At 62.3% G+C, this 19,041-nt stretch carries 17 protein-coding genes; 1 reads left to right on the top strand and 16 read right to left on the bottom strand.

What is annotated here, in order from left to right; translation table 11 throughout:
- Positions 1–206: 206 nt before the first annotated feature.
- The 11 genes from ACW5W7_RS07770 to leuS form a co-directional block, all read right to left on the bottom strand.
- Complete coding sequence (locus ACW5W7_RS07770; protein WP_456501343.1) at positions 207–1,436, bottom strand: serine hydrolase; 1,230 nt, start codon at positions 1,434–1,436, stop codon at positions 207–209.
- 162 nt (positions 1,437–1,598) lie between these two features.
- The gene (locus tag ACW5W7_RS07765) at positions 1,599–2,540 is read right to left on the bottom strand and encodes a septal ring lytic transglycosylase RlpA family protein (protein WP_456501342.1); all 942 of its coding nucleotides are present in this window, start codon (positions 2,538–2,540) and stop codon (positions 1,599–1,601) included.
- Positions 2,482–3,480, bottom strand: a complete 999-nt coding sequence (mltB, locus tag ACW5W7_RS07760; RefSeq protein ID WP_456501341.1) for a lytic murein transglycosylase B — start codon at positions 3,478–3,480, stop codon at positions 2,482–2,484. Before mltB ends, ACW5W7_RS07765 begins: the two co-directional genes overlap by 59 nt.
- Entirely contained in the window at positions 3,480–4,583 is a 1,104-nt protein-coding gene (gene rodA, locus ACW5W7_RS07755; RefSeq protein WP_349919128.1) for a rod shape-determining protein RodA, read from the bottom strand. Before rodA ends, mltB begins: the two co-directional genes overlap by 1 nt.
- Positions 4,584–4,678: 95 nt before the next feature.
- On the bottom strand, positions 4,679–6,601 hold the full coding sequence (gene mrdA, locus ACW5W7_RS07750; RefSeq protein WP_349922519.1) for a penicillin-binding protein 2: 1,923 nt from the start codon (positions 6,599–6,601) through the stop codon (positions 4,679–4,681).
- A 146-nt stretch (positions 6,602–6,747) separates the two neighbouring features.
- Positions 6,748–7,215: a 23S rRNA (pseudouridine(1915)-N(3))-methyltransferase RlmH gene (gene rlmH, locus ACW5W7_RS07745; RefSeq protein WP_005298242.1), complete on the bottom strand. Its 468-nt coding sequence runs from the start codon at positions 7,213–7,215 to the stop codon at positions 6,748–6,750.
- Between the two features lie 20 nt (positions 7,216–7,235).
- Positions 7,236–7,574, bottom strand: coding sequence for a ribosome silencing factor (rsfS, locus tag ACW5W7_RS07740; RefSeq protein WP_349919125.1), 339 nt, complete (start codon positions 7,572–7,574; stop codon positions 7,236–7,238).
- Positions 7,575–7,759: 185 nt separating this feature from the next.
- Positions 7,760–8,407 (bottom strand): nicotinate-nucleotide adenylyltransferase, encoded by a 648-nt coding sequence (gene nadD, locus ACW5W7_RS07735; protein WP_456501340.1) that lies wholly within the window; start codon positions 8,405–8,407, stop codon positions 7,760–7,762.
- Positions 8,401–9,435 (bottom strand): DNA polymerase III subunit delta, encoded by a 1,035-nt coding sequence (holA, locus tag ACW5W7_RS07730; RefSeq protein ID WP_434663638.1) that lies wholly within the window; start codon positions 9,433–9,435, stop codon positions 8,401–8,403. Before holA ends, nadD begins: the two co-directional genes overlap by 7 nt.
- Before the next feature lie 13 nt (positions 9,436–9,448).
- Positions 9,449–9,931, bottom strand: a complete 483-nt coding sequence (locus ACW5W7_RS07725; protein ID WP_456501339.1) for an LPS-assembly lipoprotein LptE — start codon at positions 9,929–9,931, stop codon at positions 9,449–9,451.
- A 94-nt stretch (positions 9,932–10,025) separates the two neighbouring features.
- A complete protein-coding gene (leuS, locus tag ACW5W7_RS07720) occupies positions 10,026–12,605 on the bottom strand; it encodes a leucine--tRNA ligase (protein WP_349919117.1) in 2,580 nt (859 codons plus the stop codon).
- A 145-nt stretch (positions 12,606–12,750) separates the two neighbouring features.
- Between leuS and ACW5W7_RS07715 the strand changes: the two genes are divergently transcribed.
- Positions 12,751–13,233, top strand: a complete 483-nt coding sequence (locus tag ACW5W7_RS07715; RefSeq protein WP_456501338.1) for a zinc ribbon-containing protein — start codon at positions 12,751–12,753, stop codon at positions 13,231–13,233.
- 78 nt (positions 13,234–13,311) lie between these two features.
- On the opposite strand, the gene lnt is transcribed toward ACW5W7_RS07715, so the two are convergent.
- The 5 genes from lnt to miaB all read right to left on the bottom strand — a co-directional run bounded on the left by lnt (position 13,312) and on the right by miaB (position 18,999).
- Positions 13,312–14,841 carry an apolipoprotein N-acyltransferase gene (gene lnt, locus ACW5W7_RS07710; RefSeq protein WP_456501337.1) on the bottom strand — a complete coding sequence of 510 codons (1,530 nt, stop codon included), beginning with the start codon at positions 14,839–14,841 and terminating at the stop codon, positions 13,312–13,314.
- A 196-nt stretch (positions 14,842–15,037) separates the two neighbouring features.
- A complete protein-coding gene (gene corC, locus ACW5W7_RS07705; RefSeq protein WP_349919112.1) occupies positions 15,038–15,919 on the bottom strand; it encodes a CNNM family magnesium/cobalt transport protein CorC in 882 nt (293 codons plus the stop codon).
- 98 nt (positions 15,920–16,017) lie between these two features.
- Positions 16,018–16,482, bottom strand: a complete 465-nt coding sequence (gene ybeY / locus ACW5W7_RS07700; RefSeq protein ID WP_456501336.1) for an rRNA maturation RNase YbeY — start codon at positions 16,480–16,482, stop codon at positions 16,018–16,020.
- A complete protein-coding gene (locus ACW5W7_RS07695) occupies positions 16,479–17,522 on the bottom strand; it encodes a PhoH family protein (protein ID WP_456501335.1) in 1,044 nt (347 codons plus the stop codon). Before ACW5W7_RS07695 ends, ybeY begins: the two co-directional genes overlap by 4 nt.
- 43 nt (positions 17,523–17,565) lie before the next feature.
- Positions 17,566–18,999: a tRNA (N6-isopentenyl adenosine(37)-C2)-methylthiotransferase MiaB gene (gene miaB, locus ACW5W7_RS07690; protein ID WP_349919106.1), complete on the bottom strand. Its 1,434-nt coding sequence runs from the start codon at positions 18,997–18,999 to the stop codon at positions 17,566–17,568.
- Positions 19,000–19,041: the final 42 nt, after the last annotated feature.

Below are 19,041 nucleotides of genomic sequence, written 5' to 3'. Positions count from 1 at the left end.
TTGGGACCGCCAGTTCCTGTCAATATGGGCACGGCCCACGCCGGGATCAAGGCCCGGGGGAGGTGACAAGTCGTGGAAGTGCTGCTTTTTACCACAAATCCCTTGTCGGCGGAACCTGCAGTTTGCAGGGTTATTGACTGGTTGGACAGGCCAAAGGCAGCAGCGGCGCCTGTTGGCGCCGCTGTTTGGTCAATATTGTGCGTGGATCACTTGAACCAGCTGGAAACCAGCAACACCAGGTAATCCCACAGGCGACTCATCAGGCCACCTTCCTGTACCTCTTCCAGGGCGACCAGGGGAACCTGCTTGATCTCCTTGTCACCCTGCTTGAGGAAGACGGTACCGACGCGTTGACCCTTGGCCAGCGGTGCCTTCAGCTCGCTCTCGAGCTGGAAGTCGGCCTTGAGGTTGTTGCCCTGACCACGGGTCACCAGTACGGAGACGTCCTGATCCACACCGAGTTTCACCTCGGACTTGTCACCCATCCAGATCTTCTGGGTCACCAGCTCGGTGCCGGCCTTGTACGGGGTCAGGCTCTGGAAGAAGCGGAAACCGTAGGTGAGCAGCTTCTTGCTCTCGGCGGCGCGGGTGGCTTCGCTGCCGGCGCCCAGCACCACGGCGATCAGGCGCATGCCTTCATTGTTGGTGGCGGAGGAGACCAGGTTGTAGCCGACCTGGCTGACGTGACCGGTCTTGATGCCATCTACCTGCAGGGATTGATCCCACAGCAGACGGTTGCGGTTGTGCTGGGTGATGCCATTGAAGACGAAGGACTTCTGGGCGTAGATCTTGTACTCCTCCGGCAGATCGCGGATGAGGGCCTGACCCAGGCGCGCCATGTCGTGAGCGGTACTGTAGTGCCCTTCGGCATCCAGGCCGTGGGGGTTCATGAAGTGGCTGTCGTTCATGCCGAGCTTGGCGGCCCAGCTGTTCATCAGGCTGGCGAAGGAGTCGGTGCTGCCTGCCAGGTATTCGGCCATGGCGACGCAGGCGTCGTTGCCGGACTGGATAATGATGCCCTTGTTGAGATCATCGACGGAGACCTGCTTGCCCACCTCGATGAACATCTTGGAGGAGTCGGAGTAGTTCTTGGACCAGGCGTTCTGGCTGATGGTCACCATGTCGGTACGCTTGATGTTCCCCTTGGCCAGCTCCTGGCCAATGATGTAGGAGGTCATCATCTTGGTCAGACTGGCGGGCGGCAGACGCTCTTCGGCGTTCTGCTCGGCCAGTACCTGACCGGAGTAGTAGTCGATCAGGATGTGAGCCTTGGCGGCGATTTCCGGCGCGGCAGGCACGACCATGGGGGCGGCGTTCAGGGTCGGGACCGGCTGGGCAGACGGCAGAGCTGAATCCGGTGTCGGCACTGGCTGATTGGCCTGGGCGGTGGCGCTTAACAGGGAGGCCAGAATGACGGAGCGGGCAAATTTGGACATCTTGAAATTCCTGGTGCCTGGATGGGGTAGACCCAATGTTAAAAAAAGCGGGCTTCACTATACCAGATGTGCTCGTCGGTCATAGCCCGACATGCGATCTGGCCGGGATTTTATGGCCTGATGGGCGGCATCACGCCGGGATACGACGTGATGCCGCGCTCATCAGGGAACGATAAAGGCTTGCTCCAGCCCACCCTGGCGGATCTGCTCAAGCAGGGCGGCTTGCTGGTCGCTGGCAACCGGCCCCAGCAGGACCCGGAAGATGGCGTCATGGGCCACCACCTGATAGGGCACCCCATAGCGCTGGGTCATCACCTTGCCCATGGCCTCGGCTCTGGGCTGGGAGCCGCTCGCCAGCACCTGGATCATCTTGCCCTGACCGCTGGTGGTCTGGGTTGCGGCAGCTGCGGTGGTCGCCGTGGTGACCGGCTTGCTGGTGGCGGCAGGCACGGCCTTGGGGGCGGGCGCCGGTGCGGCAGACGTGGGTTCATTCAGGAGTGCATTGTCGGCCTGCACGGCCGGTTGCATGGGCTGCATCGGCGTCATGGGCACCATCTCCACCATCTGATCCGGGGTGTCGCTGATGAGCTCAAGCCGTACCCGGGCCTCTCCCCCTTCCACCATGTCCAGCTGCTTGGCGGCGGCGTGGGAGAGGTCGATGAGGCGATCGCTGCCGAAGGGGCCGCGATCGTTGATGCGCACGATCGTCTCCAGCCCGTTGCCGAGGTTGGTGACCCGCACATAGCTTGGCAGCGGCAGGTTGCGGTGGGCGGCGCTGAACAGCTTGCTGTCCAGCACGTCGCCGTTGGCGGTCTTCTGGCCGTCCAGATCCTGGGAGAGCCAGCTGGCCGTCCCCTCTTCCTGATAGTGCTTGATGTCGCGCCACACCTCGAACTTCTGTTTGCCGATCCAGTAGTCACGGTTGCCGCTGGCACTCAGGGGCTCGGGCCGTGGAATGGCGCCGGTCGCCTGGGGGATCTCGATGACTTGCGGCTTTTCCTGCTGGACGGGCGCTTCGGGAAGGGGCTGTGGCTCTGGCTGGCTGCTACAGGCGGCCAGCAACAAGGTCAGGCTGAGGGGAAGAAGTCTGTGGCTGTAATGCATAAGCGTCCTGGATTGCTTGGCTGAGTTGATGCACCGCCATCGCATAGAGAGGGCTGCGGTTATAGCGGGTGATCACATAAAAATTGTGGCGCGCGACCCAATATTCGGGCCCGTCCACCTGCTCCAATGCCAGCAGCTTGACTGGCGTGTCCGGGGCCGGTGGTGCGGAGAGTTCGATGCCGGCGGCGGCAAGCTCCTGCCACTGCTGGCTGAACTCGGGGCCGGGTGTCAGCAGAGTACTCACAGGCGCCAGCCCGATCAAGGCGGGTTCGACCACGGGTTCTCCCCAGCGCCATTTATGTTCGGCAAAGTAGTTGGCCACGCTGCCGATGGCGTCAGCCGGATTGGCAAACAGATCCCGCTTGCCATCCCCGTCAAAATCGACGGCGTAGTGGCGATAGCTGGAGGGCATGAACTGCCCCATGCCCATGGCCCCGGCGTAGGAGCCCTTCAATGAGGTGAGCGACCACTTCTCTTCCCGTGCCAGCAAAACCAGCTGGGCAAACTCCTTGGCAAAGAAATCGCTGCGCTCCGGGTAGTGAAAACCCAGGGTATAGAGGCTGTCGAGCACCGAGTGGCGACCCATCTGGCGGCCATAGAAGGTCTCGATGCCGATGATGGCGACGATGACCGATGCCGGTACCCTGTAAGCCTGCTCCGCCTGGGTCAGCAGGGCGGCGTGGCGCTGCCAGAACGCGAGTCCGTCCCGGATCCGTTCGGGGGTGACGAACAGCGGCCGGTAGCGATGCCAGGGCTTGGCCTCCCAGGGGCGGGCTATGGTATCGAGGATCTCCTGACGCAGCTGGGCCTTGGCGATGGCATCCTGCAGTGCCGCGAGGGGGACCTGCTGCTGGCTGGCAAGCTCGGCCAGCCGCTCGGGAGAGACGTTCGCCCCTGCCGCGAGCGAAAAGAGGCAGAGCGCCAGCCAGCCGGTCCTCATCAGGCGAGCAATCGTCTGTGGGTCTGGATGGACATCAGGATGCCGAAGCCCGCCATCAGGGTCACCATGGAGGTGCCGCCGTAGCTGACCAGAGGCAGAGGTACCCCCACCACCGGCAGGATGCCGCTCACCATGCCCATGTTGACGAACACATAGACGAAGAAGGTGAGGGTCAGGGCGCCGCCGAGCAGGCGTTCGAAGCTGTTCTGGGCCTGCATGGAGATGAACAGGCAACGGCTGATGATGTAGAGATAGATCACCAGCAGCAGGGCAACCCCCACCAGGCCGAACTCCTCGCTGAATACCGCGAAGATAAAGTCGGTGTGACGCTCAGGCAGAAATTCCAGCTGGGACTGGGTCCCCTGCAGCCAGCCCTTGCCGAATACGCCACCGGAGCCGATGGCAATCTTGGACTGGATGATGTGATAGCCGCGGCCGAGGGGGTCTTTCTCCGGATCCAGCAGCATCAGCACCCGCTGGCGCTGGTAGTCGTGCATCAGGAAGAACCAGAGTACCGGCATGAAGGCGGCGATGAGCACGGCCGCCAGTCCGATGAGCCACCAGCTGATCCCCGCCAGGAAGATGACGAAGAAGCCGGAAGCGGCCACCAGGATGGAGGTGCCGAGATCGGGCTGGGCCGCGATGAGCAGGGTGGGCAGCAACACCATCACCAGAGCGATCAACACGTGGCTGAATTTGGGCGGCAGGGAGTGACGACTGAGCCAGGCGGCCACCATGATGGGCATGGAGAGCTTCATCACCTCGGAGGGCTGGAACTTCATGAAGCCGAGATCGAGCCAGCGCTGCGCCCCCTTGCCGATGTGGCCGAATACGTCCACCGCGATGAGCAGCACCACCACCACGACGAACAGCGGCACGGACCAGCGCGCATAGAGGGACGGCGGCAACTGGGCCAGGCCTATCATCAGGGCGAACGCCAGGCCACCGCGCACCAGCTGGCGCACGATGGAATCAAAATCCTGACCCGAGGCGGAGTAGAGCACCACCATGGAGAGGGTCATCAGGGCCAGCAGGCCGAGCAGCAGCGGCAGGTCGATATGCAGCCGGTACCAGATGCTCTGCTGGCGGGCGGAGTTACTCATGGGAGGAGACCTCGTTCTGCATCAATGAGGGGGTGAGAAGAGCCAGTGGCAGGCTGATCTGCCACTGGGGGTCAAGGCGTTGTCCCTGCATTGTCTTACTCACTGGGGGTTGCTCCGCTGGGGGCCGCGCCAGGGGCTGACGGCTGGGGAGCCGGTGGCAACTGGGGCTCGGGCGGCAGCAGGTAGGCGTCCAGCATGTGGCGGGCGACCGGCGCCCCCATGGCGCTGCCGCCACCGGCGTTCTCCAGCACCAGGGCGACCACGGCCTTGGGAGCATCGAAGGGGGCGAAGGCGACGAACAGGGCGTTGTCACGGTGCTCCACCTTGGTGGTGGCCGCGTTGTAGACCTGATTCTCTTTCAGCCCCACGACCTGGGCGGTGCCTGACTTGCCCGCCGCCACATAGGGGGTGTTGGCAAAGGCGCGCCGACCCGTCCCCTCGTGGCCGTTGATGACGCGCCACATACCGTCCTTGGCCACTTGCCAGTAGGTGTCGCTCTTGGCCTTGATCGCGATGTTCGGATTGATGGGGGCATTGACCACGCCCTCTGCCGAGGCGGTGCTCTTGAGCAGGTGCGGTGTCACGTCGTGGCCGTTCTGGGTCAATATGCTGATCGCCTTGGCCAGCTGGATCGGGGTCGAGCTCCAGTAGCCCTGACCGATGCCGATGGAGATGGTGTCCCCCTGATACCAGGGTTGACGCCAGCGTGCCATCTTCCAGTCACGGGACGGCATGACCCCCTTGGTCTCTTCGTAGAGATCGACACCGCTGTATTGACCGAAGCCGAACTTGGTCATGTAGCTGTTGATCTTGTCGATGCCGACCCGGTAGGCGAGATCGTAGAAGTAAGTGTCCGCTGACACCTCGATGGCGCGATAGACATCGAGCCAGCCGTGACCCCAGCGCCGCCAGTCCCGGAACTTCTTGGTGGTGCCCGGGATGGAGAAACTGGGTCCGCCGAAGTAGCGGTAGTTCGGGGTGATGGCCCCCTCGTTGAGCCCCATCACAGCCATCATGGGTTTGACGGTGGAGGCGGGGGCGTAGATCCCCTGGGTGGTACGGTTCACCAGCGGACGAGCGGGGTCATTGAGCAGCGCCGAGTAGTTGGTGCTGGAGATACCGGTCACGAACAGGTTGGGGTCATAGCTCGGGCTCGACTCCATGGCCAGAATGGCGCCGGTGTTCGGCTCCATCATGACGATGGCGCCACGGCGACCGGCCAAGAGCTCCTGGGCCTTCAACTGCAGGCGGATATCGATGTTGAGGTAGATGTCCTTGCCGGGCTCGGGAGGCTGGAACTTGAGGGTGCGCACCACCCGGCCGCGGTTGTTGACCTCGACCTCCTGATAACCCGCCACGCCGTGCAGCTGATCCTCATAGAATTTCTCCACCCCCTGCTTGCCGATGTCCTTGGTGGCGGCATAGTTGGCGAGCTTGTCCTCCTTCTCGAGGCGCTCCACGTCGCGGGTGTTGATCTTGGCCACATAACCGAGGGCGTGGGTGAGGGTATCCCCGAACGGATAGTAACGCTTGAGGTAGGCCTCGATGCTGGCCCCCGGATAGTTGTGCTGATTGACCGAGAAGAGAGCGACCTGATACTCGGTCAGCTTCTCGAACAGGGGCACGGGCTTGAAGCGGCGCTGGCGCTTGACCTCGGCCAGGAACTTCTCCTTGGTCCCTTCCGGCAGCTTCAGCAGCTCGATGAGGGCGTCCGCGGTCTTCTCCAGATCGTCGGTCTCTTCCGGCACTATTTCCAGGCTGTAGACGGGACGGTTCTCCGCCAGCAGCACGCCGTTGGCGTCATAGATGAGGCCTCGTGGTGGCGCCACGGGCACGACCCGGATCCGGTTGTCGTTGGAACGGGTCTGATAGGTATCGTAAGACTCTACTTGCAGGTAATAGAGGTTGCCGAGCAGCACCAGCATGAGTACCACCATGCCGATGTAGGCGACCAGGGTGCGCCGGAAGAACAGCCGTCCTTCGGCGCTGTGATCGCGCATCTCGATGCGATTCTTCATCTTCAGCATGCCGCTACCTTATGAGCGATGGCACCAGACCGGAGTCTGGTGCCATGAATAAGACGGGAGAGGCGGCGCAGGGGAAACATGCTTCACTCTCTGTGATATGGATGACATGGTAGGGTGATGCGCCAGCTGTGCATGCTTCATTCCCTGTGATACGGATGGTTGGTGGTGATGCTCCAGGCGCGATAGAGACTCTCGGCCACCAGCACCCGCACCAGCGGGTGGGGCAGGGTGAGCGGCGACAGGGACCAGCTCTGCTCGGCAGCGGCCTTGCATTCGGGCGAGAGCCCCTCGGGGCCTCCTACCAGCAAGGCCACATCGCGACCATCCAGTTTCCAGGCCTCCAGTTGCACGGCCAGTTGTTCCGTGGTCCAGGGCTTGCCGGGAATGTCCAGGGTCACGATGCGGGAGCGGCCTGCGGCGGCCAGCATGGCTTCCCCTTCCTTTTGCAGGATGCGGGGAATGTCGGCATTCTTGCCCCGTTTGCCCGCTCCGATCTCGACGAGTTCAAACGGCATGTCTTTGGGGAAACGGCGGCGATACTCTTCGAAGCCATGCTCTACCCAGGCAGGCATCTTGGTGCCCACCGCAATCAACTGGATCTTCATCGTTCTTTACACTTGCACCCTTATTGCACCTGTACTTGGGCGCCGCCCCAGAGCTTTTCCAGTTGGTAGAAATCGCGAAATTCATCCTGCATCACGTGCACGATGACGGATCCCATGTCCACCAGTACCCACTCACCGGTGAGCTCTCCTTCCACACTGAGCAGATCCAGCCCGGCGTGGCGTGCTTCGCTTGCCAGGTTGTGGGCGATGGCGGTGACGTGGCGATTGGAGTTGCCGGAGCAGATGATCATGGTGTCCGTGATGCTGGACTTGCCGCGCACATCCAGGGTGATGATGTCGCGACCCTTCATGTCATCGATCTTGTCGACGATAAAGGCGAGTAATTCTTGGCCTTGCAATGTCTTCTCCTACTCTGTCCGGCGCGCTGCGTAACTGCAGGGCGGCGGATTATATCATGGTCATTCCCGTTTCCCAGTCCGGCAAAGGGGATGGCATCTTGGGCTGCCTCAAGGGAGGCGGGCCCTGTTGATCACTATAGTGCGCAACCTGCGTGGGCAATAGTCGCCCAGGCTCTCGCTGCGCCTCAGGGTGTCGGCTGATAGAGCCCGTGCTTGGCGATATGGCTCGCAACCGAGGCCGGCAGCAGATACCTGGGATCCCGCCCTTCTGCCAGCAAGGTCCGCAGCCGGGTGGCTGAAAGCTCGATGGGCAGATTGTCGCAAAGCCAGACTCGGCCATGGCGATGGCGATGGAAATCCTGTTTGTCCCGGCTTTGGCGGCGGCGGAGCAGATCCTCTATTTCGGCCGGGTAATCCGGTTGCCAGCCCGGACGGACGCTGACCACCAGATGGGCGTAAGCGAGCAGCTCCTGCCAGCGATGCCAGCTCGGCAGGCCAAGCAGGGAATCCATGCCCATCAGGAAGCAGAGCGGGGTGTCAGGCAGTTCCTTTCGCAGCGCGATGAGGGTGTCGATGGTGTAAGAGGGCTTGTCTCGTCCAAGCTCCCGCTCATCCACCACGAATCCCGGCGTCTCTGCCGCCGCCAGCCTGACCATGGCGAGACGCTGTTCGCTCGAGCAGAGAGGGCTGGCCCTGTGGGGCGGAATATGATTCGGCAGCAGGCGCACTTCGGCCAGATCCAGTGCCTCGCGGGCCTCGATGGCCGGGCGCAGATGACCGATATGGATGGGATCGAAGGTGCCTCCCAACAGGCCGATGGGGGGGGTCAGCACGATTGCGGCTCCAGCATCGGGAGCGGTGCGCCATCGCGAAAACCCAGTGCCAGGGTTTGCAGCATCAGCCAGGCCTGTTCGGTGTCGAAACGGCGCTGAGCGTCGTCGAGCCGGGCCATCAGTTGCCACAGCTGCTGTATCTTGGCGAAGGGCAACCGGGTCAGGGCCTGTTGAATGAGCTGCTGGCGACTCTGCCAGATGCGCAGGCGGGAGAAGTGCTCCACCAGGGGCTGACCCGCCCGCGCGGCCAGCGCCAGCTCGGTCAGCTGTTCCAGCTCGCGGCACAGGGTCCAGGCCAGCATGCCGGGTTCGGTGCCCTCGGCCCGCAGGGCCAGCAGGATGCGCTGGGCCCGGTTCACCTTGCCCTCCAGCAGGCAGTCGATGAGCTGGAAAGGAGTGAAGTGGGCATGACGGATGATGGTCTCCTGCAGATAGGCGACGCTGATGGGTTGGGGCGGGGAGAGCAGAGTCAGCTTCTCGATCTCCTGGCTCGCGGCCAGCAGGTTGCCTTCGTAGGCGTGGCACATGAAGTTGATCGCATCCGGCAGGGCCTTGAGGCCGAAGCGCTGGAAGCGGGCGCTCATCCAGCGCGGAAAGAAGCGGGGCTCGGGGTGATTGACCGGTACATAGGTGCCGAGCTGGCTCAGCTTGTCAAACCAGGCGGCTTTCATCTGGGTCTGGTTGAGGCGGTTGCCCGAGAGCACCAGCAGGAGATCGGGGTGCAACTGCTTGCCGATCTCGGTGATGCGGGCGGCGAGATCCTTGTCGACCTTGGCAGGCAGCTCAAGCTCGATGATCTGGCGGGCCGAGAAGAGGCTCATGGCCTGGCAGGCGTCGTAGACCTGATTCCAGTCCAGACCGGCCTCGACCACGAAGCTGTGGCGTTCATCGAAGCCCTGCTTGACGGCCACCTGACGAATGGCGTCAACGGCTTCCAGCTTGAGCAGTGGCTCGTCACCAAAAACGAGATAGCAGGGCTTTAGCCCTGCTTTGAGATGGTCTGCAAACTGCTCCGGATAGACTCTCATCAGGATGCTCGCATCAGAACTTGACCTGGCTTAGCTGGCGGATCACCAGATTTGCGGCCTGTTCCTGCATCTCCTTGCCGAGCTGCTCCTGCTCGCGAGAAGAGGCGAGTGCGGCATCCGGCTTGTTCAGGAAGCTGCGGTTGAAGGTGATGGGGAAGACCTGGGTTGGCTTGCCCGGCACGGTCACGGTGAACTGGGTGCTGTAACCTAGCAGATATTCCCGATCCTGACCGATGGCGTCGACGGAGGCGACCTGACTGCTGCTGCTCACGCCTGCCAGGGTCAGCACCGGAATGCCCTCCTTGTCAGCCAGTTCGACTCCGGCCGCCTTGAGACGAGTGGTCACCAGACGATAGAAGTCGCTCTTGTTGTCACCGACCACCTTCATGGTCATCAGCTCGGGGGGGATGGCGGTGCTGCGCATCTGAAAACCGCAGGCCTGCAGCAGCAGCCCCGCCAAGATGATGGCAATCCAGCGAGTAAAGGGCATGCCCATGAAAAATCCTCTTTGAAATCTTTGAACAACGGCGGGCGTCAGCCCGCCGTCATCATTCATGGATGTGCAGTGACCGAGGTTCGGTCCGCAATCATCAGTTTGCGACTATGTTGAGCAGCTTGCCCGGTACGTAGATCACCTTGCGCACGGTCAGGCCTTCGGTGAATTTCTGCACCGAGGCATCTGCCATGGCCAGCTTCTCGATGTCGGCCTGGTTGATCTCGGCCGGTACGGTCAGCTCACCACGCTTCTTGCCGTTGATCTGTACCACCACCAGCTTCTCGGTCTCGACCATGGCCGCTTCATCGGCCACCGGCCAACCGGTCACGTCGATGTCCCCTTCCTGGCCCAGCATCTTCCACAGCTCGAAGCCGATGTGCGGGGTGATGGGGTAGAGCATGACCACCACGGCCTCCAGCGCTTCCTGCATCAGGGCGCGGTCCTGCTCGTCGCTGCCGAGTCTGGCCAGGTTGTTCATCAGCTCCATGATGGCGGCGATGGCGGTGTTGAAGGTCTGACGGCGACCCACATCATCGCTCACCTTGGCGATGGTCTTGTGCAGCTCGCGGCGTACGGCCTTCTGCTCGCTGCTGAGCGCGGCCACATTCAGGGCCGGGGCTGCGCCAGCGCTGACGTGTTCGAAGGTGATGCGCCACAGGCGACGCAGGAAGCGCTGGGCACCCTCCACGCCGGAGTCGGACCACTCCAGGGTCATGTCGGCCGGGGAGGCGAACATCATGAACAGACGCACGGTATCGGCGCCGTAACGCTCCACCATCAGCTGGGGATCGATGCCGTTGTTCTTGGACTTGGACATCTTGGTCATGCCGGAGTGGATCACCTCGCGGCCTTCCAGATCGACGGCCTTGGTGATGCGGCCCTTGTCGTCACGCTCGATCTTGACGTCGAGGGGACTGACCCAGACGTTGCCGCCCTTCTCGTCCTTGTAGTAGAAGGCATCCGCCAGCACCATGCCCTGACAGAGCAGACGCTTGAACGGCTCGTCGCTGTTCACGAGACCCGCGTCGCGCAGCAGCTTGTGGAAGAAGCGGGCGTAGAGCAGGTGCATACAGGCGTGCTCGATGCCGCCGATGTACTGATCCACCGGCAGCCAGTGGTTGGCGGCCGCCGGATCCAGCATGCCCTTGTCGTAGTCCGGGGAGCAGTAGCGGGCGTAATACCAGGAGGACTCCATGAAGGTGTCGAAAGTATCGGTCTCGCGGAACGCTTCCTGGCCGTTGTAAGTGGTCTTGGCCCACTCGAGGTCGGCCTTGATGGGGCTCTGGATGCCGTCCATCACCACATCTTCCGGCAGCAGCACCGGCAGTTGATCTTCCGGGGTCGGCACCACGCTGCCGTCAGCCAGGGTCAGCATCGGGATGGGGGCACCCCAGTAGCGCTGACGGGAGACACCCCAGTCGCGCAGGCGGTAGTTGACGGTGCGCTTGCCACAACCCAGGCTCTCCAGCTTGGTGGCGATGGCATCGAAGGCGGCCTGGAACTCGAGGCCGTCGAACTCGCCGGAGTTGAACAGCACACCCTTGTCGGTGTAGGCGGCGGCGATGACGTCCGGGACGTCCCCCTCGGCGGGCTTGATGACGGGCTTGATCTCGAGGCTGTATTTGGTGGCGAACTCGTGGTCACGCAAGTCGTGGCCGGGTACCGCCATCACGGCGCCGGTGCCGTAGTTCATCAGCACGAAGTTGGCGACCCAGACCGGTACCTTGCGACCATCCAGGGGGTGAATGGCATAGAGGCCGGTGGCCATGCCCTTCTTCTCCATGGTCGCCATGTCCGCTTCGGCCACCTTGGTGTGCTTGCACTCTTCGATGAAGGCGGCAAGCGCCGGGTTGCCTTCGGCCGCCAGGGCTGCCAGAGGATGACCGGCGGCGATACCCACATAGGTCACGCCCATGAAGGTGTCGGGACGAGTGGTGTAAACCTCCAGGCTGTCAGCCTGACCGTCGACCTTGAAGCTGATGTTGACCCCTTCGGAGCGGCCAATCCAGTTGCGCTGCATGGTCTTGACCATCTCGGGCCAGCCATCCAGGTTGTCGATATCGCTGAGCAACTCTTCGGCGTAGTCGGTGATCTTGATGAACCACTGGGGGATTTCCTTTTGCTCAACCGGGGTGTCACAACGCCAGCAGCAGTTGTCGATCACCTGCTCGTTGGCCAGCACCGTCATGTCGTTCGGGCACCAGTTGACGGAGGAGGTCTTCTTGTAGACCAGACCCTTCTCGTAGAGCTTGGTGAAGAACCACTGCTCCCAGCGGTAGTAATCCGGCTTGCAGGTGGCCAGTTCCCGATCCCAGTCATAGCCCAGACCCAGCATTTTCAGCTGGTTCTTCATGTATTCGATGTTCTCGTAGGTCCAGGGTGCCGGCGCGGTGTTGTTCTTGATGGCGGCGTTCTCGGCCGGCAGACCGAAGGCATCCCAGCCGATGGGTTGCAGCACGTTCTTGCCATTGAGGCGTTGATAACGGGAGATCACATCACCTATGGTGTAGTTGCGCACGTGCCCCATGTGTAGACGACCAGACGGATAGGGGAACATGGAAAGGCAGTAGAATTTCTCTTTGTCTACTTTTTCCACGGCCTTGAAGGTTTTCTTGGCATCCCAGTGCTGCTGCACTGCTGGTTCTATGGATTGGGGAACGTATTGCTCTTGCATTGGTGACATCCGGATCTGTGAAATGAATAGATAAATCAGCTGGGAAATCCCGATAGAATACCCATATCCTGCGGCGGCAACAACCGCCAGCATCCGCCGGATCTCGGGCCGGCCATGATCAGCGTGCAGCAGAGGAGTAACGGCCATGGACAAACAGCAAAAAGGATACGAAGCCTTCATCGCCCAGCTCAAGAAGCAGTGGGAGGAGACGGAGGAGTTTCAGGGGGAACGCCTGAACCGGATGATCACCAAGGTGCAGGCCTATCTGGAGGCAGCCAGCGATCTGACCCAGGATGAGCTGGCGCTGATCGCCGAGTACGTGAAGCGCGATCTCGGCAACTATGACGAAGGCCGGGCCGAGGCCCCGGAGTCTGCCTTCATGCTGGCGCTCAAGGATACCGCCTGGTCCTGGCTCGCGGATGTGACCGATCGTGCCCAGGTGGAGTGGCGCGAGCTCGCCGACGAGCTGGAGCACAAGGGCATCTACCGGGCCGGTGACTGGGTCGGGCTCGGCGTGCTGGTGTGCGATCACTGCGAGTGGCACCACACCGTATTGCACCCCGAGCGGCTCGGCACCTGTCCGGAGTGCGGGGCCAACGAGTATCACCGTGAGCCGCTCTCACCCTGAGTCATATTGGCTGAGCCGATAGAAAAGAGGCGCCCATTGGGCGCCTCTTTTTATGGCTGGCTATCGGCCGGTTGGCACTCAGCCCTTGCGGGCCCAGGGGTGGGCGCGGGGGCGCAGGGCCAGGCCAAGGCCCAGCAGCAGGGCGGCGATGCCATACATGGGCCAGCTGCCAAAGCGCAGATAAGGAGTCTGGCCATGAGCCGGGCGCACTTCGGTTCTCAATACACCGGATTCGAACTGCGGGATCTGGGCGATGATGCTGCCGTCGATTTCGGTGACGATGGTGATGCCGGTGTTGGTGTCGCGCAGCAGCGGGCGTGCCAGCTCCAGGGCGCGCATGCGGGCGATTTCCATGTGCTGCCAGGGGCCGATGCTGGTGCCGAACCAGGCATCGTTGGAGACGGTCAGCAGGAAGTCGGTGTCCGGCTGCACGTTGCGGCGCACCTCGTCCGGGAAGATGATCTCGTAACAGATGGCGGCGGCGAACTTGAGCCCCTTGGCGATGAGGTTCGGCTGCACCTCGTCACCCCGGCTGAAGGAGGACATGGGCAGGTTGAAGAAGGGGGCGATGGGGCGCAGCAGATCTTCAAACGGCACGAATTCGCCGATGGGCAGCAGGTGGTACTTGTAGTAGCGATTCTTGTGCTCGTAGTGGTAGGACTCCTTGCCTTCGGCATCCTGCACCCCCATGCCGAGCACGGTGTTGTAGAAGCGCTGCTGCTGCAGATCGTAGTGGATGATCCCCGCCAGCAGGCCGGTGTCGTTCACCTTCATCGCCTTGTCCAGGCTCTCCAGATAGGTGCCCATCTCCTTCTCGATGGCAGGGATGGCGGACTCCGGCCAGACGATGATGTCGGCATCCTGATTCTCACGGCTCAGATCCTGATAGGTGCGCACCGTGGGGATCAGCGCCTCCGGATCCCACTTGAGAGACTGGGCGATGTTGCCTTGCACCAGGGCCACCTTGACCGGCTCGCCCCGGGTTACCCAGTTCAGTTGCATCAGGGCGTGGGCGGTGCCCACCAGGGCGACGGGGAGCAGCAGCCAGGCCGGTTTGCGGCTCTGCCACACCAGCCAGAGGGCGGAGGTGCACAGCAGCAGGGCCAGGGTGATGCCCTGCACCCCCAGGATGGGGGCAAAGCCCTTGAGGGGGCCGTCGATCTGGGTGTAACCGAACCAGAGCCAGGGATAGCCGGTCATCACCCAGCCCCGCAGCCAGTCGGCCCCGAGCCAGAGTGCCGGGAAGACGAGCAGCCAGCGACTCCAGTGGCGACCGCTGAAAAATCGCGCAAACAACCAGCAGGCCAGGGTCGGGTAGAGAGAAAGATAGGCGCAAAGCCCGGCAAGCAGCACAAACGCCGCCGGCAGCGGGATACCGCCGAATTCCGTCATGCTGACGTGGATCCACCACTGGCCCGGCAGGAAGAGGCCCATGGCATAACCGAAGCCGCGCCAGGCCGCCTGGCGGGGACTGGCTTTGTCCAGCAGGGCATAGAGGCCGAGCAGCGAGAGGATCACCAGGGGCCAGTAGCCGAACGGGGAGAAGGCCAGGACGGCGATGGCACCGGAAGCCAGGGCGAAGAGGCTGGTCAGAAATTTGGATTTCACTGGGCTAGGGGCTCGAATTGGACTGAAAAAAGTTAAGTGGCCGACATCTTAACCGCAAACGCTGCCAACGGCGAGCCTCCCGGCGAGCGGGGTATCACAGGCAAGTGACAGGGAGATGATGAGAGATAAGGGCGCAGGTCAGAATGACAAACGCCCCTTGGCAGGGGCGTTGAACATGCGATGCGCGGAGGGTGAATCAGGACTCCGGCTGGGCAGCCGCGTGATTCTCCGGGATCTTCACCTGCAGCTGCTGCAGGCGACGTCTGTCCGCGTGCATCACCTTGAACAGGTAGCCGTCGAGTTCGATCTCCTCGCCCTTCTTCGGCAGGTGGCTGAAGGCGTGCATCACCAGACCGCCCACGGTATCGACCTCTTCGTCGCTGAACTGGGTGCCGAAGAAGTCGTTGAAGTCTTCGATTTCGGTGAGGGCACTGACGGAGAAGACCCGCTTGCTGATGCGGCGGATCTCTTCCGGCTCGTCCTCGATGTCATCGAACTCGTCGTCAATCTCGCCGACGATGAGTTCGAGGATGTCCTCGATGGTCACCAGACCGGAGACACCGCCAAACTCGTCCACCACGATGGCCATGTGGTAGCGCTCTTCCCGGAACTCCTTGAGCAGGCGATCGACCCGCTTGCTCTCCGGCACGATCACGGTGGGGCGCAGGATTTTCTCGAGCTGCAGGGGCTCGCTGGCATGCTGGCCGCCGAAACCGAACGGCAACAGGTCCTTGGCGAGCAGTATGCCCTCCACATGATCCTTGTCTTCGTTGATCACCGGGAAACGGGAGTGACCGGATTCGATGATGACCGGCAGGAACTCGTCCACCGGTTGGGACTTCTCGATGGTCACCATCTGGGAGCGGGGGATCATGATGTCGCGTACGCGCAGCTCGGCAATTTCGAGCACGCCCTCGATCATGTCCTTGGTGTCTTGATCGATGAGGTCTCGCTCTTCGGCATCGGCGATGACTTCCACCAGATCGTTGCGGTCTTTTGGCTCGCCCTGGAAGAGTTGGCTGAGCTTGTCGAGCCAGGTTTTCTTCGGCGAGCCGGTACTAGGGTGATCGTCGGTCATTTTCTCTCTTGGTTACTCGTGTGAACACAGGATCGTTGTCTTGGCACTATATGAGGATGGCAACAGCCTGTTTCAATCAGGTGACCATCCCCATGGCCTTACTCTTCGTCGTCGAGGTAGGGATCGGGGATGCCCATCTCCTGCAGGATGTCGCGCTCGAGCTGCTCCATCTCTTCGGCCTCCTCGTCCTCGATATGGTCATAACCTAGCAGATGCAGACTGCCGTGCACAACCATATGGGCCCAGTGTGACATGAGGGGCTTGTTCTGCTCGATCGCCTCGGCTTCCACCACCTGGCGACAGATCACCAGATCCCCGAGCAGGGGCAGTTCCATGCCGGGAGGGGCCTCGAACGGGAAGGAGAGCACGTTGGTGGGCTTGTCCTTGCCGCGATAGGTGTGGTTGAGCTCACGGCTCTCCGCCTCGTCCACCAGCCGCACCGTCACCTCGGCCTCGTCCTGGAAACCCAGGATGGTGCTCTCGAGCCAGCCTTGCAGCTGGGCTTCGGTGGGCAATCCTTCGGCGTTGGCACAGGCCAGTTGCAGATCCAGGGTCAGGCTCATTGGGCATTCTCTTGCTTGATGTGGGTGGCGGCCTTGTCGGCTGCCTGTTGGGCGTCGAATGCCTCGTAGGCCTGCACGATGCGGGCCACTACGGGGTGGCGCACCACGTCTTTGGACTCGAAGAAGTTGAAGGAGAGGCCATCGACCCCCTGCAGCACTTCCAGGGCGTGGCGCAGACCAGACTTGGTGCTGCGGGGCAGATCCACCTGGGTGATGTCGCCGGTGACCACCGCCTTGGAGTTGAAGCCGATGCGGGTCAGGAACATCTTCATCTGCTCAGTGGTGGTGTTCTGGGCCTCATCCAGGATGATGAAGGCGTCATTCAAAGTGCGCCCGCGCATATAGGCAAGCGGCGCCACCTCGATGATGTTGCGCTCCATCAGCTTCTCCACCCGCTCGAAGCCCAGCATCTCGAACAGGGCGTCGTAGAGGGGGCGCAGGTAAGGATCCACCTTCTGGGAGAGATCGCCCGGCAGGAAGCCGAGCTTCTCGCCCGCTTCCACCGCCGGACGGGTCAGCAGGATGCGGCGGATCTCCTGGCGCTCCAGGGCGTCCACCGCGGCGGCCACCGCCAGGTAGGTCTTGCCGGTACCGGCCGGGCCGATGCCGAAGCTGATGTCGTGGCGCACGATATTGGCGATGTACTGGGCCTGGTTCGGGCTCCTCGGCTTGATGAGGCCACGCTTGGTCTTGACGGTGACCTCCTTGCCATAGGGCAGGCTGGGGGCCTCTTCCTCGTCCTGCTCCAATACCCGGGATTCCTGCACCGCCAGGTGCACCATCTCCGGGGTGATGTCGCTCACCTTGCCGCCCTTGAGGGGCTGGGTTTCCACATAGAGATGCTTGAGGATGACGGCGGCGGCATCGATCTGCGCCTGCTTGCCGAGCAGCTGGAAGTGGTTGTCACGGTAGCTGATCTCGACGCCGAGGCGACGCTCCAGCTGCTTGAGATTGTCGTCGAAGGGTCCACACAGGCTGGCCAGCCGCTGGTTGTCGGCGGGTTCAAGGTGCAGGTTCAGGGTCGCGATATGTCGGCTCAAGTTGACCTCGTCTCAAGGCGCTTCCCCCGCAGGGGAAGGGCGATTAATGGGGAGTGAAGGCCGCAACGCCCAGGGGATCGGGGACGTTGTCGGGGCGACGGGCCAGGATCTCGCTCGGCGCCGTGGCGATGCGCAGGTTCATCTCGTCCTCGCCGCGGATGAAACGGCCGCGCAGGGAGAAGGGGCGCACGTCGGTGATCTCCACGTCGGCGAAGCCGCCGATGAGGCGGTGGGAGCCCTCGAAGTTGACCACCCGGTTGTTCTCGGTGCGGCCAGAGAGCTGCATGGGATCCATCTTGGAGGGCCCTTCCACCAGGATGCGCTGCACCGAACCCAGCATGGCGCGGCCGATGAGCATGGACTGGTGGTTGATCTGGTTCTGCAGCCGGGTGAGGCGAGCCTTCTTCACCTCCATGTCCACATCGTCCGGCAGGTCCGCGGCCGGAGTGCCGGGGCGCGGGCTGTAGATGAAGCTGAAGCTCATGTCGAAGTTAATCTCCTCGATAAGCTTCATGGTGGCCTCGAAGTCCTCGTCGGTCTCGTTCGGGAATCCGACGATGAAGTCCGAGCTCATGGTGATGTCGGGGCGCACGCGACGCAGGCGACGGATCTTGGACTTGTACTCCAGCACGGTATGGGGACGCTTCATCATGGTCAGGATGCGATCCGAGCCGCTTTGCACCGGCAGGTGCAGGAAGCTGACCACCTCGGGGGTGTCCCGATAGACCTCGATGATGTCGTCGGTGAACTCGATGGGGTGGCTGGTGGTGTAGCGAATGCGGTCGATGCCGTCGATGGCGGCCACCAGTCTGAGCAGCTCGGCGAAGGTGCAGTCATCCCCCTCGAAGGTCGGGCCGCGATAGGCGTTGACGTTCTGGCCGAGCAGGTTGACCTCGCGCACCCCCTGCTGGGCGAGCTGGGCGATTTCGTAGAGCACGTCATCCAGCGGCCGGCTCACCTCTTCACCGCGGGTGTAAGGCACCACGCAGAAGGAGCAGTACTTGGAGCAGCCCTCCATGATGGAGACGAAGGCGGTGGCCCCCTCGGCGCGCGGTTCCGGCAGGTTGTCGAACTTCTCTATCTCGGGGAAGGCGATGTCCACCTGGGCGCCATGGCCCTCCTGCACCTGCTTGATCATGGCGGGCAGGCGATGGAGAGTCTGGGGGCCGAACACGATGTCCACGTAGGGGGCGCGTTTTCTCAGATTGTCCCCTTCCTGGGAGGCGACGCAGCCGCCCACCCCGATCACCAGACCCGGCTTCTTGGCCTTGAGCTTCTTCCAGCGACCGAGCAGGTGGAACACCTTCTCCTGGGCCTTCTCGCGGATGGAACAGGTGTTCAGCAGCAGGACGTCCGCCTCTGCGGGCTCCTCGGTCAGCTGATAACCATGGCTGGCGTCCAACAGGTCCGCCATCTTGGACGAGTCGTACTCGTTCATCTGGCAGCCCCAGGTCTTGATATGAAGTTTCTTGCTCATCGCTACTCTTGACTGTTTTTGCTATCGACGGGGTCAAAGGAC

It is taken from the genome of Aeromonas intestinalis, from assembly GCF_054052485.1.
Note: the sequence above shows the minus strand (reverse complement) of the source record. Positions and strands in the feature narration are given on the sequence as shown.

Bases quoted from the DNA above. Each gene is read 5' to 3' on its own strand.
- leuS (WP_349919117.1), bottom strand. From the start codon at position 12,605: ATGCAAGAGCAATACGTTCCCCAATCCATAGAACCAGCAGTGCAGCAG.
- ybeY (WP_456501336.1), bottom strand. From the start codon at position 16,482: ATGAGCCTGACCCTGGATCTGCAACTGGCCTGTGCCAACGCCGAAGGA.
- miaB (WP_349919106.1), bottom strand. From the start codon at position 18,999: ATGAGCAAGAAACTTCATATCAAGACCTGGGGCTGCCAGATGAACGAG.
- ACW5W7_RS07770 (WP_456501343.1), bottom strand. From the start codon at position 1,436: ATGTCCAAATTTGCCCGCTCCGTCATTCTGGCCTCCCTGTTAAGCGCC.
- corC (WP_349919112.1), bottom strand. From the start codon at position 15,919: ATGACCGACGATCACCCTAGTACCGGCTCGCCGAAGAAAACCTGGCTC.
- rodA (WP_349919128.1), bottom strand. From the start codon at position 4,583: ATGAGTAACTCCGCCCGCCAGCAGAGCATCTGGTACCGGCTGCATATC.
- ACW5W7_RS07715 (WP_456501338.1), top strand. From the start codon at position 12,751: ATGGACAAACAGCAAAAAGGATACGAAGCCTTCATCGCCCAGCTCAAG.
- rlmH (WP_005298242.1), bottom strand. From the start codon at position 7,215: ATGAAGATCCAGTTGATTGCGGTGGGCACCAAGATGCCTGCCTGGGTA.
- ACW5W7_RS07725 (WP_456501339.1), bottom strand. From the start codon at position 9,931: ATGGGCATGCCCTTTACTCGCTGGATTGCCATCATCTTGGCGGGGCTG.
- holA (WP_434663638.1), bottom strand. From the start codon at position 9,435: ATGAGAGTCTATCCGGAGCAGTTTGCAGACCATCTCAAAGCAGGGCTA.
- mrdA (WP_349922519.1), bottom strand. From the start codon at position 6,601: ATGAAGAATCGCATCGAGATGCGCGATCACAGCGCCGAAGGACGGCTG.
- mltB (WP_456501341.1), bottom strand. From the start codon at position 3,480: ATGAGGACCGGCTGGCTGGCGCTCTGCCTCTTTTCGCTCGCGGCAGGG.
- ACW5W7_RS07765 (WP_456501342.1), bottom strand. From the start codon at position 2,540: ATGCATTACAGCCACAGACTTCTTCCCCTCAGCCTGACCTTGTTGCTG.